Raw genomic sequence first — 12,091 nt, 5'->3', positions numbered from 1 at the left:
CCCCGGCGGGCGCGCCCGGGAACGACGACGGCCCCGATCCGCTGGGGACCGGGGCCGTCGTGCTGGTGAGCAGTGCGCGAGGGGGGACTTGAACCCCCACGTCCTTGTGGGACACAGCGACCTCAACGCTGCGCGTCTACCAATTCCGCCACTCGCGCTCATCCGTGTACCGCCGTCGGAACGGCGATCCGAGCGCCTCCGTCCGGCCCCGATCTCTCGGCGTCCTCGGGAAGGCAACTCGAGAACAGTAGCACGGTCCCGGCGGTAGGCTCAAATCCATGGTCGACCACGCCCCCGAGTCCCCGTCCACCCCCGACGCCGACGTCGTGCAGATCTGCCGGGACCTGATCCGGATCGACACGACCAACCGCGGCGGCAACGTCTCCGTCGGCGAGCCCGAGGCCGCCGAGCTCTGCGCGGACCTGATGCGCCGCGCAGGCATGGAGCCACGGCTGTTCGAGTCCTCGCCCGGCCGCGTCTCCGTGGTGGGGCACCTCCCGGGCTGGGACCCGGAGGCCCCGGGTCTCGTGGTGCACGGCCACACGGACGTCGTCCCGGCCGAGGCGGAGGAGTGGTCCGTGGACCCCTTCGGCGCCGAGCTCAAGGACGGCATGGTGTGGGGTCGCGGCGCCGTGGACATGAAGGGCATGGACGCGATGGTCCTCTCGGTCCTGCTCCACCTGGCCCGCACGGGCCGCCGCCCGCGCCGGCCGCTCACCGTGGCCTTCTTCGGCGACGAGGAGGCCGGCGGCGTGTACGGGGCCCGGTGGATCGTGGACCACCACCCGGAGGTGTTCGCCGGCTGCACCGAGGCGATCAGCGAGGTCGGCGGCTTCTCCACGGAGGTGGCCGGCACCCGTGCCTATCTCGTGCAGACCGCGGAGAAGGGCCTGGCCTGGCTGAACCTGCGCGCCGAGGGCGCCCCGGGCCACGGCTCCGCGCCGCACCCGGACAACGCGGTGACCCGCCTGGCCGGAGCGTTGGACCGGATCGGCCGGCACGAATGGCCCCTCTCCTACACCAAGACCACCCGCCAGCTGCTCGAGGCGGTCGCGGAGATCACCGGCACGACGTTCGACGAGGCGGACCCCACGCCGCAGCTCGAGGCCCTCGGCCACGCGCGCACCTGGGTGGCCGGCACCCTGCGCACCTCGTCCAACCCCACGGGCATGAGCGCCGGGTACAAGCACAACGTGATCCCGTCCTCGGCCACCGGCACCGTGGACGTCCGGCTCATCCCGGGCGAAGAGGAGCAGACGATGCGCCGGCTCGCCGAGCTGGCGGGGGAGGGCGTGACGTTCTCCCCCGAGCACCAGGACATCGGGCTGGAGGTGCCCTTCTCCGGCGACCTCGTGGAGCTCATGGTGGACGCCCTCCAGGCCGAGGACCCCGGCGCGGAAGTGCTGCCGTTCATGCTCGGCGGGGGCACGGACAACAAGTCCCTGGCCCGGCTCGGCATCACCGGCTACGGGTTCAGCCCGCTGCGCCTGCCCCCCGACCTCGCGTTCACGTCCCTGTTCCACGGCATCGACGAACGGGTCCCCGTGGACGCCCTGCGCTTCGGCTGCCGGGTCCTCGAGCGGATGCTCGAGCCGCGCTGAGCACAGGACGACGACGTCGCGCCCCGGCGTCGTCGTCCTCCGCCCGTGCTCAGCGCGGGTCCAGCGTGGACGCCACGCGCATGACCCGTCGGCGCATCCAGTGCTGGCGGGCGCCGCCCCGGTAGTGCACGGAGCGCTGGAGCTCCCATCCGCCGTACTCGGCGTGGTCGACGAGGCGGCGGCGGGCATCGCCGAGGGACTCGTGCGGGGCCACGGTGAGGACGAGGTACTCCCACTTCTGGCCGCGGGTGATCGAGTCCAGGGTCGAGGACATGAGCTGCTCACGCATGGCGTCCATGCTGGCAGACGCAGCCCCGTCCGCCGCACCGGCACGGCCGCCCTGGCAGGGGAGCGGAGGGCGGGATACGGTGCCCCCATGAGCTCTGACGCCCGCACCGCCCTCGAGGCCCTCACATCCGCCCTCAACGAGCACCTCGTCGCCGCCCAGAACCGCCGCGGGGAGGACGATCCGGCCGTCGAGGCCGCGTTCTTCGCCGTCGCGGACGCGTTCGAGGCCTATGAGGACGCCCTCTACGCCGAGACCGAGGAGGTCACCCCGCTGGACCTCTTCGACGACGAGGACCAGGACCTCTCCGGCGGCGCCTGACCGCCGCCTCGGGCCACGACGCAGCGGCCCGGCGGCCATGTCCGAGACGCGCGTCACGGCCCCCGGGGGAGCCCGGGGCCATGACGTACAGTGACCCCTCGTGACGTGGATCGAAGCAATCATCCTGGGCCTCGTGCAGGGCCTGACCGAGTTCCTGCCCGTCTCCTCCTCCGCGCATCTGCGGATCGTGGGCGAGTTCCTGCCCTCGGCGGCCGACCCCGGGGCGGCGTTCACCGCCATCACCCAGCTCGGCACCGAGCTGGCGGTCCTCATCTACTTCTGGAAGGACATCACCCGGATCATCGGGCGGTGGTTCCAGGCGGTGGCGGGCCGGATCCCGCACTCCGACCCGGATGTGCGGATGGGCTGGCTGATCATCATCGGCTCCGTGCCGATCGGTGTGCTCGGCCTGCTCCTCGAGGACTGGATCGACACTGAGTTCCGCTCGCTGTGGATCACGGCCACCATGCTGATCGTGTTCGGCGTGCTCCTGGCCCTGGCCGACCGCCTCGGCCGCCAGACGAAGCCGCTGACCCGTCTGACGGTGAAGGACGGCCTCATCTTCGGGTTCGCCCAGGCCCTCGCCCTCATCCCCGGCGTGTCCCGCTCCGGCGGCACCATCACCGCGGGTCTGGCCATGGGCTACACCCGCGAGGCCGCGGCCCGCTACGCCTTCCTGCTGGCCGTGCCCGCGGTCTTCGCCTCCGGCCTCTACAAGCTGGCCCAGGTGATCGTGGAGCCCGGCCAGGACGGCCCCTACGGGATGGGGGAGACCGCCGTGGCCACGGTGATCGCGTTCGTGGTGGGCCTCGCCGTGATCGCGTGGCTGATGAAGTTCATCACCACCAACTCGTACATGCCGTTCGTCTGGTACCGGATCGCCCTCGGCCTGGGCCTCTACGCCCTGCTCGGCGCCGGCCTCATCTCCGCCTGACCCCCGCAGTCGCAGCGACCGCCCGCCCCACCGACGCCCAGAACAGGAGCACCGTGAAGACCTGGTCCACCCCCGCGCCCGCCGCCCTGCCCGTGCAGCCGGACCGCCTGCGGGTCTTCGACACGGCCTCCCAGTCCCTCCGGCATCCCGGCAACGACGCCGAGCGGGCCTCCCTGTACGTCTGCGGGATCACCCCCTACGACGCCACGCACCTGGGCCATGCCACCACGTACGTGTCGTTCGACCTGCTCCAGCGCTACTGGCGGGCGGCGGGCCTCGAGGTGGCCTACACCCAGAACGTCACGGACGTGGACGACCCGCTGCTGGAACGGGCGGAGGCCACCGGCGTGGACTGGCGCGCCCTTGCGGAGGACCAGACCGAGCTGTTCCGCACGGACATGGCCGCGTTGAACGTGCTCGCGCCGGACCACTACGTGGGCGCCACCGAGGCGATCGGCCTCGTGGTGGACGCGGTGCAGGCGATGCTCGCGGACGGCACCGCGTACCGGGTCCCCGGCTGCGACGGGGAGCCCGACGGAGACGTGTACTTCGACGTGCGCGCGGCCGAGGCCCGAGGCGGCTGGCGCCTCGGGGCGATCGGCGCCCTGAGCCCGGCCGAGATGGCCGCGGTGTTCCCCGAGCGCGGCGGCGACCCCGACCGGCCGGGCAAGCGCGACCCGCTCGACCCGCTGCTGTGGCGCGTCCACCGGGACGGCGAGCCCGCCTGGGACGGCCGCACCCTTGGTCAAGGCCGACCGGGCTGGCACATCGAGTGCTCGGTGATCGCGCGTGAGCACCTCCCCGCCCCCCTCACCGTGCAGGGCGGCGGATCCGACCTGCGCTTCCCGCACCACGAGTTCTCCGCCGCGCACGCCACGGCCGTCGACGGGCGTCCCCTGGCCCGCACCTACCTGCACTCGGGCATGGTCGCCCTGGACGGGCAGAAGATGTCCAAGTCCCTCGGGAACCTCGAGCTCGTCTCCCGGCTGCGCGCCCGCGGCGTCGAGCCGGTGGCCATCCGCGCCGCGATCCTGGACCGCCACTACCGCTCCGACTGGGAGTGGTCCGAGGACCTGCTGGCCGCCGCCCAGGAGCGTGTGGCCCGCTGGCGCGCCGCCCTCGACGGGCCGCACGCGGGCGCCGGCCGCACCGTCCTCGCGGCGGCGCACGCGGCCCTGTCCGAGGACCTCGACGCCCCCGCCGCCCTCCGCGTGCTCGACGCGTGGGCTTCGGGCGAGCCGGTCGGCGCGGCGGACGGGGCCGGCGAGGACCCGCTCGACGTCGCCGTGGTGGCCGACGCCCTGCTGGGCTTGGTCCTGCGCTGAGCCGGTCCGCCGGAGGTCGGCCCTGCCCTCCCGGGCGGCGTCAGCGCCCGCCTCGGCCCCGCAGGTAGCGCTCGAACTCCCGAGCGATCTCCTCGCCCGACGCCGCGGGGAGCCCCTCCGCGTCCTGGCTGCGCTCCAGCTGCCGCACGTAGGCGGCCACCTCCGGGTCCTCGCGGGCGAGCTCGTCCACGCCGCGCTGCCATGCCCGCGCGTCGTCAGCCAGCTCGTGCGTCATGACGGGCACGTGCAGCAGGTCCTCGACCGCCTCCACGAGACCCAGCAGGGTCTTGGGCGACGGCGCCTGCGCCACGTAGTGGGGGACCGCGCCCCACAGGGAGATCGAGGCGAACCCTCGGCGCGCCGCCTCGTCCGCCACGACCCCCACGATCCCGGTGGGCCCCTCGTACTCAGGCCGGCCGGCGTCGACCGCGACGCGCACGTCCACCAGTGGCGACGTGGGCCGCGCGCGCAGCGGCCGGGTGTGCGGCACGTCCGCCAGCAGCGCGCCGAGGGTGAGCACGGCGTCGACGTCCTCGCCGGCGGCCATGGTCAGCAGCTCGTCCACGAAGGGCCGCCAGCGCACGTTCGGCTCGACGCCCGAGGCCAGCAGGACGCGCAGGCCGTCCGCGGGAGCGGGCTCATCCAGGAGGGGCCGGCCGCGGGCGTCGAGGTGCGTCTCGTGCAGGTCCAGCGCCGGCCACTGCAACGCGCCCAGTCCGTCCGGATCCCGCCGGACCACGGGCCGGGTCACCTGGTAGTCGTAGTACTCGCCGTCGCACACCCGGCCGGCGTCGGAGGCGTCCCACTGGGCGCGCAGGGCGGCGAGCGCGCCCGTGGCGGCCTCACCGGCATCGTTCCATCCCTCGAAGGCCACCAGCAGGACCGTGGGTGGCCGACGGCCCGCCTCGAGGTCGGGCACCGTGGCCGTCAGGTGCGCGCGAAGGGCGCCGAGGCGGTCCTCGACGTCGTCGGCCGGGAGCCCCTCGAGGGGCTCCCGCGGATCCGGGGCGGGTGCATCGGTCATGCCCGTCACCCTAGGCGGGCCACGCCGCCGGGTCAGCCCCGGCGCCCCGGCCCGCCGCTGGCTCGATAGGATGGGGGGCATGTCCGCCTCTGACGAGCACCCCCGCCTGCCCGCCGCCGTGCTGTGGGACATGGACGGGACCCTCGTGGACACCGAGCCGCTGTGGAACGCCGTCCAGCGCCGTCTCGTGGAAGAGCACGGCGGCCGTTGGTCCGAGGGCCTCGCCGCCTCCCTCGTCGGCCGTCCCCTCGATGTGGGCGCGCGCCGACTCCAGGAGGCGGGCCTCGACCTCCCGGTGGAGGAGATCATCGCGGTCACCATGGGCGAGGTGGCCCGCGGCGTCGCCGACGCCCCGCCGTGGCGCCCGGGCGCGCTGGAGCTCCTCACGGCCCAGGCGGACACCGACGTGCCCGGCGCCCTCGTGACCATGTCCCATGCGCCCCTGGCCCGCGTCCTCGCCGAGCAGGCCCCGGCGGGCGCCCTGCGCGTCGTCGTCACCGGGGACGAGGTGCGGGCCGGCAAGCCCGACCCCGAGGCGTACCGGCTGGCCCTCGCCCGCCTCGGCGAGTTCCTCCCCGGTCTCACGGCCGCGGACTGCGTGGCCGTGGAGGACTCGCCGGTGGGGGTGGGCGCCGCCATGGCGGCGGGGCTGCCCACCGTCGGCGTCCCGAGCGCCCTGCCGCTGGCCTCGGGCGCCGCCACCGTGCAGTGGGACACCCTCGCCGGACGCACGCTCGCCGACCTCGCCGCCGTCCGGCCGGGCGGGCGCGGATGAGCGCCGCCCGCGGCGTCCGACTGGGGAGGGTGGCCGGCGCCCCCGTGGTCCTGGCCCCCGCGTGGGCCCTGGTGGCGGCGTTCGTGGTCCTCGCGTTCGGCCCCCAGGTCGAGCGCGCACTGCCCCAGCTGGGGGCCGGGGCGTGGCTCGTGGCCGGTGCCTACGCCGTCCTCCTCGCCCTGTCCGTGCTGATCCACGAGATCGCCCACGCCGTGGTGGGGCGGGCCTTCGGTCAGCGCCCCCACGAGATCGTGCTCACCCTGTGGGGCGGGCACACCCAGTTCCGCGGACCCCACGCCGGCCCCGGCGGCTCCGTGGCCACCGCCCTGGCCGGGCCCGCGGCCAACCTCGTCCTCGCGGGCCTGGCGTGGGGCGCGGCGGAGGCGCTCGGCGCCCGCGGGGTCACCGGGCTGCTCCTGGACGTGACGGTGTGGGCCAACCTCCTGCTCGCCGCGTTCAACGCGCTCCCCGGCGCCCCCCTGGACGGCGGCCGCATGGTCGAGTCGGCCGTGTGGGCCGCCACCGGCTCCCGTGACCGCGGCGTGGCCGCCGCGGGCTGGGCCGGCCGGGCGGTCGCCGTCGGCCTCGTGCTCGCCGTCCTCGTGGGACCCCTGGTCCGCGGCGAGCGGCCCGGCCTCGTGATGACCGTGCTGCTGGTGTGGGTGGCCCTCACCCTGTGGCGCGGGGCCTCCGAGGCCGTCGAGCGCGGGCGGTGGGGGCGACGCCTCGAGCGGGTCCGCCTGGACGCCCTGCGCCTGCCCGCCGTCGCGGTGCCCCTGGCGGCGTCCGTGGCCGAGGCCCTCGCCGTCGGGGACGCGTCCGCCGCCCGGGTCGCCGTCGACGGCGCCGGCCGGCCCCGCGGCGTCGTCGACCTCACCGCGGTCCAGGCTCTCGAGCCGGCGGACGCCGCCACCACGCCCGTGACCGCCGTGTGCCGTGCGGTCGGACCCGAGGCCATCCTCGACGCCGACGCGCTCCCCGCCGCCGGCGGCGACCTCGTCGCCGCCCTCGCCGCCCTGGACGGCCGCCCCGGTGCATCGCCCCTCACCGACACCCCCGTGTGGGTGCTCACCGACGCGCACGGCACCGTGCGCGGCGTGCTGCCCCGCGAGACCCTCCTCACCGCGCTCACCGACACGCGGCCCACCGACCCCCAGGAGCACCGAGCATGACCGACGCCCCCGCGTCCCCCACCCTTGACGAGTCCGGCGCGCGAGACGTCCCCGCGGGCGTGACTGCACAGGACGTCCCCGCGGGCGTGACGGCCCGACGCGGTCCGCTGCGCGCGGGCCAGCGCGTGCAGATCAAGGACGCCAAGGGCCGGCTCAACACCATCACCCTGCTGCCCGGCGGCGAGTTCCACAGCTACCAGGGCGTGCTGCGCCACGACGACCTGATCGGCGGCCCCGAGGGGGTCGTGGTGCAGAACTCCTCGGGTCACGACTACCAGGTGCTGCGCCCGCTGCTGAACGACTTCGTGCTCTCCATGCCGCGCGGCGCCACGGTGGTGTACCCCAAGGACGCCGGACAGATCGTGCAGCAGGCGGACATCTTCCCTGGGGCCGTCGTCGTCGAGGCCGGCGTGGGCTCCGGCGCGCTGTCCATGTCCCTGCTGCGCGCCGTGGGGGACCACGGCCGGCTGCACTCCTACGAGCGCCGCGCGGAGTTCGCCGAGGTGGCGCGCGGCAACGTCGAGTCCTTCTTCGGCGGCGAGCACCCCGCGTGGTCCGTCCACCTCGGCGACGCCCAGGAGGAGATGCTCACGGTCCACGCCCCGCACTCCGTGGACCGCGTGGTCTTGGACATGCTCGCGCCGTGGGAGTGCCTCGACGCCGTGGCCACGGTCCTCGCCCCGGGCGGGGTGTGGCTGAACTACGTCGCCACCGCCACGCAGCTCTCCCGCGTGGCCGAGGCCATCCGGGACTCCGGGAAGTTCACCCAGGTGGAGGCCAACGAGACCCTCGTGCGCGGCTGGCACCTCGACGGGCTGGCCGTCCGCCCGGACCACCGCATGGTGGCCCACACCGGCTTCCTGCTCACCGCGCGCCGCCTGGCCACCGGCGAGGAGGCCCTGCTGCTGAAGAAGCGCTCCAAGGTGTCCGAGTTCAAACCCGAGGACGTGGAGGCCTGGCAGCCCTCGGACGAGTCCCGCTGGACCCCGCAGGCCCTCGGCGAGCGCCCCGTGACGGACAAGAAGGCCCGCAAGGCGGCCAAGGAGGCGCGCCTCCAGGCCCGGCGTGCCCGCGCCGCCCAGGAGGGCGTGGACCCCCGCACGGTGGGGCAGGACGCCGACGGCCAGAGCCGATGACAGGAGCAGCATGACCGAGCACCCCGCCCGTCCCGCCGGCCCGGACGAGTCCGCCCTGCGGCGCCGCCTCGAGGAGGCGCGCGAGCTGCTGCGCCAGGAGCAGGCCCGCGCCGAGCGCCTGCAGCACCAGCTCGACGCCGCCCAGCGGCACGGCGCCCAGCTCTCGGAGCGTCGCCGCGAGGCGAAGGCCCAGCTGGAGACGGCCGCCCGCAACAACAGGCGCATGGTCGAGCTGCTCGAGGCGACCCGCGGGGAGATCACCACCCTCAAGGAGGCCCTCGACGCCACCACGAAGCCGCCCTTCACGTTCGCCCGGCTCGAGGCGGTCCTGGCCCCGCGCGAACCCGCCGAGGGCGTGGAGACGGGCGCCGTCGTGCGCGGCGGCGCGGACGTCGTCCAGAACGGCCGGCGCCTGCGGGTGGGCGTGTCACCGCTGCTCGAGCCCGCGCGCCTGACCCCGGGCGCCGAGGTGCTGCTGGACGAGTCGAGCACCGTCGTCGGGATCGCGGACCCCAGCCCCGCAGGCCAGCTGCTGCGCGTCAAGGAGGTCCTGGACACCGGCGACCTCGTGTTGGCCGGCACGGCGGACGAGGAGCGCCTGGTGCGCCGCGCACCGGCCCTCGAGGGCGTGCCGCTGCGCCACGGGGACGCCGTCACGGTGGACCCGCGGATCGAGTGGGCCGTGCGCCACGTGGAGCTCTCCGAGGTGGACGACGTCCTCCTCGAGGAGGTCCCGGACGTGACGTTCGAGGACATCGGCGGCCTCGGCCCCCAGATCGAGCGCATCCGCGAGGCCGTGGAGATCCCGTTCCTGCACCCCGAGGTGTACCGCGAGCACGGGCTGCGCGCGCCGAAGGGCATCATGCTCTACGGCCCGCCCGGCACGGGCAAGACCATGCTCGCCAAGGCCGTGGCCAACGCCCTGTCCGCGCGCTCCGCGGACGGCTCCCGGTCCTTCTTCCTCAACATCAAGGGACCTGAGCTGCTGAACAAGTACGTCGGCGAGACCGAGCGGCAGATCCGGATCATCTTCGACCGCGCCCGCGAGCGCGCCGCCGCCGGCTTCCCCGTGGTGGTGTTCTTCGACGAGATGGAGTCCCTGTTCCGCACGCGCGGCTCGGGGGTGTCCTCGGACGTGGAGACGACGATCGTTCCCCAGCTGCTGGCCGAGATCGACGGCGTCGAGTCCCTCGACAACGTGATCGTGATCGGCGCGTCCAACCGCGAGGACATGATCGACCCGGCCGTGCTGCGCCCGGGGCGGCTCGACGTGAAGATCCGCGTGGACCGGCCGGACGCGCGCGGTGCGGTGGACATCATGGCCCGCCACCTCACGGACGACGTCCCGCTGCACGCGGACGAGGTGGCCGCCGCCGGCGACGCCGAGCAGGCTCGCGAGGACCTGATCGCGGCGGCCGTGACGGCCCTGTACGAGCGCTCGCCCCGCACCGCGCTGGCCGAGCTCACGGACGTCACGGGCGCGGCGCACACACTGCACCTGGCGGACCTGGTCTCGGGCGCCGTCGTGGCGGACGTGGTGGACCGCGCCAAGCGCTCCGCCGTGCGCGACCTGCTGGCCGCGGACCTCGCCGACGACGCCCGTGGCCTGCGCCAGGGCCACCTGCTCGACGCGGTGGACGCGGTGCTCGGGGACCAGGCCGACCTGCTGTCCACCGTGGCGCCGGGGGAGTGGGCCCGCACCTCCGGCTGGCGCGGGCCGCGCCTGGCCGGGCTGCGCATGCTGCCCGGCGGCGCGGGGGCCGGCGCATGAGCGCCCCGGGGCGGCTCCCCGGCGGGATCGGGGGACCGGACGCGGAGGGGGCCGGCACGACGGCGGCGGGCACCCCCGCCTTCGACGGCCAGCGCCGGCTGTTCCCGGTGGACGTGACCGCGCCGCCGCTCGGCCGGGACGCCGCCGGCTGGGGCGTGCACCGCGTCATGGGCACCGAGACCGAGTTCGGGATCCACGCGCCCGCCAACCCGGGGGCGCACCACAGCGTGCTCTCGGTGGAGCTGGTCAACGCGTACGCGGACCTGGTGACCCACGGCGGCGGCGCCGTGGCGGGCACGGAGTGGGACTACGCGGGGGAGTCCCCGCTCGTGGACGCCCGCGGCTGGCGCATGCCCCGCTCGGCGGCCCACCCCTCGCAGCTCACGGACCAGGCCCTCGTGGGCCCGGACGGCGAGCCGGTCCACCTGCTGCTGTCCACCGTGCTGCCCAACGGAGCGCGCTGGTACGTGGACCACGCCCACCCGGAGTACTCCTCGCCGGAGACCGCCTCCCCGCGCGAGGCCATGGTGTGGGACGCGGCGGGGGACCGGATCGCCCAGGCCGCCGCCGAGCACATCGGCGCCGCCGAGGGCGCCCCCGAGGTGCTGGTGTACAAGAACAACACGGACGGCAAGGGCCGCTCGTACGGCACCCACGAGAACTACCTCGTGGCGCGCGCCCTCGACTTCGAGGAGCTGACCGCGGTGCTGCTGCCGTTCTTCGCGGCCCGGCAGGTGCTCGTGGGCGCCGGGCGCGTGGGCCTGGGCCCCGAGGGGAAGCGGGCCGGGTTCCAGCTCTCCCAGCGCGCGGACTTCTTCGAGGAGCAGGTGGGCCTGGAGACCACCGTCCGACGGCCGATCGTGAACACCCGCGACGAGCCGCACGCCAGCGCGCACGCCTACCGGCGCCTGCACGTGATCATCGGCGACGCCACCCTGAGCCAGCACGCCACGTGGCTGCGCCTGGGGATGACGTCGCTCGTCCTGGCGCTGGCGGAGGCGGGCACCGCTCCGCGGCTGCGCCTGGCCGACCCCGTGGCCGCGCTCCAGGCCATCAGCCACGATTCCACGCTCCGGGTGCGCGTCCCCGTATGGGCGACCGACGACGACGGCACGCGCCGGACGGAGATGTCCGGGCTCGAGATCCTGGGCGCCTACCACCGCGCCGCGGCGGAGCACTGCGCGCGCTTCGGCGTCACCGACACCGAGACCGCGGACGTGGTCGCGGCGTGGGGTCAGGACCTGGCCGACGCCGCCGAGGACCCGCTGTCCCTGGCGGACCGCGCCGACTGGGCCGCGAAGCTGCGCGTCCTCGAGGGCATGCGCTCTCGGGGCGGCCTCGGCTGGGACGACCCGCGCCTGGCCATGGTTGACCTGCAGTACGCGGACCTGCGCCCGGCGAAGTCGCTGCACGCCCGCCTCGTGGCCGCCGGCGCCCTGCGCGTGCTGGCGTCGGAGGAGGAGGTCGCGGCCGCCGTCGGGACCCCGCCGGCGAGCACCCGGGCGTGGACGCGGGGCAACCTGGTGCGCCGCCACGGGGACCTCGTGGCCGGCGCGGCCTGGGAGTCGGTGCTCCTGCGCGCCGGGGGAGAGGACGGACGCATCCACCGGCTGCACCTCGGTGAGCCCCTCGTGGGCGCGGCTGAGGACCTTCCCGACTGGTGGGTCGGGTCCGGCGAGGACCCCTCGGCGCAGGAGCTCGCTGCGACCCTCGTGCCGCTGCTGCGCCGGGACTGACCGCTCGGGC

Annotated in this window: 11 protein-coding genes and 1 tRNA gene; 9 read left to right on the top strand and 3 right to left on the bottom strand. The window is 75.3% G+C overall.

Features of this window, described 5'->3' with window-relative positions:
• Window positions 1-73 precede the first annotated feature (73 nt).
• Window positions 74-158: transfer RNA gene (locus MA879_RS02885), tRNA-Leu, on the bottom strand.
• Window positions 159-278: 120 nt separating this feature from the next.
• On the opposite strand from MA879_RS02885, the gene MA879_RS02880 reads away from it, so the two are divergent.
• Window positions 279-1,601 carry a M20/M25/M40 family metallo-hydrolase gene (locus tag MA879_RS02880; protein ID WP_248123322.1) on the top strand — a complete coding sequence of 441 codons (1,323 nt, stop codon included), beginning with the start codon at window positions 279-281 and terminating at the stop codon, window positions 1,599-1,601.
• A 49-nt stretch (window positions 1,602-1,650) separates the two neighbouring features.
• On the opposite strand, the gene MA879_RS02875 is transcribed toward MA879_RS02880, so the two are convergent.
• Entirely contained in the window at window positions 1,651-1,890 is a 240-nt protein-coding gene (locus MA879_RS02875; protein ID WP_248123320.1) for a DUF5703 family protein, read from the bottom strand.
• Between the two features lie 87 nt (window positions 1,891-1,977).
• Here MA879_RS02875 and MA879_RS02870 point away from each other — a divergent pair, with 87 nt between their 5' ends.
• From MA879_RS02870 to mshC, 3 genes are all read left to right on the top strand, one after another.
• Window positions 1,978-2,208: a hypothetical protein gene (locus tag MA879_RS02870; RefSeq protein ID WP_248123318.1), complete on the top strand. Its 231-nt coding sequence runs from the start codon at window positions 1,978-1,980 to the stop codon at window positions 2,206-2,208.
• Between the two features lie 100 nt (window positions 2,209-2,308).
• Entirely contained in the window at window positions 2,309-3,142 is an 834-nt protein-coding gene (locus MA879_RS02865; RefSeq protein WP_248123316.1) for an undecaprenyl-diphosphate phosphatase, read from the top strand.
• Between the two features lie 53 nt (window positions 3,143-3,195).
• Window positions 3,196-4,467: a cysteine--1-D-myo-inosityl 2-amino-2-deoxy-alpha-D-glucopyranoside ligase gene (gene mshC, locus MA879_RS02860; RefSeq protein WP_248123314.1), complete on the top strand. Its 1,272-nt coding sequence runs from the start codon at window positions 3,196-3,198 to the stop codon at window positions 4,465-4,467.
• A 40-nt stretch (window positions 4,468-4,507) separates the two neighbouring features.
• On the opposite strand, the gene MA879_RS02855 is transcribed toward mshC, so the two are convergent.
• On the bottom strand, window positions 4,508-5,491 hold the full coding sequence (locus MA879_RS02855; RefSeq protein WP_248123312.1) for a proteasome assembly chaperone family protein: 984 nt from the start codon (window positions 5,489-5,491) through the stop codon (window positions 4,508-4,510).
• A gap of 79 nt (window positions 5,492-5,570) precedes the next feature.
• Between MA879_RS02855 and MA879_RS02850 the strand changes: the two genes are divergently transcribed.
• Genes MA879_RS02850 through dop form a run of 5 tightly spaced genes read left to right on the top strand, consistent with a single transcriptional unit; the run spans window position 5,571 to window position 12,081 of the window.
• Window positions 5,571-6,266 carry an HAD family hydrolase gene (locus MA879_RS02850; RefSeq protein ID WP_248123310.1) on the top strand — a complete coding sequence of 232 codons (696 nt, stop codon included), beginning with the start codon at window positions 5,571-5,573 and terminating at the stop codon, window positions 6,264-6,266.
• The gene (locus MA879_RS02845; RefSeq protein ID WP_248123308.1) at window positions 6,263-7,438 is read left to right on the top strand and encodes a site-2 protease family protein; all 1,176 of its coding nucleotides are present in this window, start codon (window positions 6,263-6,265) and stop codon (window positions 7,436-7,438) included. The genes MA879_RS02850 and MA879_RS02845 overlap by 4 nt, the downstream gene beginning before the upstream one ends.
• A complete protein-coding gene (locus MA879_RS02840) occupies window positions 7,435-8,574 on the top strand; it encodes a tRNA (adenine-N1)-methyltransferase (RefSeq protein WP_248123306.1) in 1,140 nt (379 codons plus the stop codon). Before MA879_RS02845 ends, MA879_RS02840 begins: the two co-directional genes overlap by 4 nt.
• Before the next feature lie 10 nt (window positions 8,575-8,584).
• Window positions 8,585-10,345 carry a proteasome ATPase gene (gene arc, locus MA879_RS02835; protein ID WP_248123304.1) on the top strand — a complete coding sequence of 587 codons (1,761 nt, stop codon included), beginning with the start codon at window positions 8,585-8,587 and terminating at the stop codon, window positions 10,343-10,345.
• Window positions 10,342-12,081, top strand: coding sequence for a depupylase/deamidase Dop (gene dop, locus MA879_RS02830; RefSeq protein ID WP_248123302.1), 1,740 nt, complete (start codon window positions 10,342-10,344; stop codon window positions 12,079-12,081). Before arc ends, dop begins: the two co-directional genes overlap by 4 nt.
• Window positions 12,082-12,091 lie beyond the last annotated feature (10 nt).

This window comes from Micrococcus lacusdianchii (assembly GCF_023155805.1).
Taxonomy (GTDB): Bacteria; Actinomycetota; Actinomycetes; order Actinomycetales; family Micrococcaceae; genus Micrococcus; species Micrococcus lacusdianchii.
This window is presented reverse-complemented; position numbering and strand designations above follow the sequence as displayed.

Excerpts from the sequence above, each read along its gene's own strand:
- MA879_RS02880 (WP_248123322.1), top strand. The coding sequence starts at position 279 with ATGGTCGACCACGCCCCCGAGTCCCCGTCCACCCCCGACGCCGACGTC.
- MA879_RS02855 (WP_248123312.1), bottom strand. The coding sequence starts at position 5,491 with ATGACCGATGCACCCGCCCCGGATCCGCGGGAGCCCCTCGAGGGGCTC.
- MA879_RS02850 (WP_248123310.1), top strand. The coding sequence starts at position 5,571 with ATGTCCGCCTCTGACGAGCACCCCCGCCTGCCCGCCGCCGTGCTGTGG.
- arc (WP_248123304.1), top strand. The coding sequence starts at position 8,585 with ATGACCGAGCACCCCGCCCGTCCCGCCGGCCCGGACGAGTCCGCCCTG.
- MA879_RS02875 (WP_248123320.1), bottom strand. The coding sequence starts at position 1,890 with ATGCGTGAGCAGCTCATGTCCTCGACCCTGGACTCGATCACCCGCGGC.
- MA879_RS02840 (WP_248123306.1), top strand. The coding sequence starts at position 7,435 with ATGACCGACGCCCCCGCGTCCCCCACCCTTGACGAGTCCGGCGCGCGA.
- MA879_RS02870 (WP_248123318.1), top strand. The coding sequence starts at position 1,978 with ATGAGCTCTGACGCCCGCACCGCCCTCGAGGCCCTCACATCCGCCCTC.
- MA879_RS02845 (WP_248123308.1), top strand. The coding sequence starts at position 6,263 with ATGAGCGCCGCCCGCGGCGTCCGACTGGGGAGGGTGGCCGGCGCCCCC.
- dop (WP_248123302.1), top strand. The coding sequence starts at position 10,342 with ATGAGCGCCCCGGGGCGGCTCCCCGGCGGGATCGGGGGACCGGACGCG.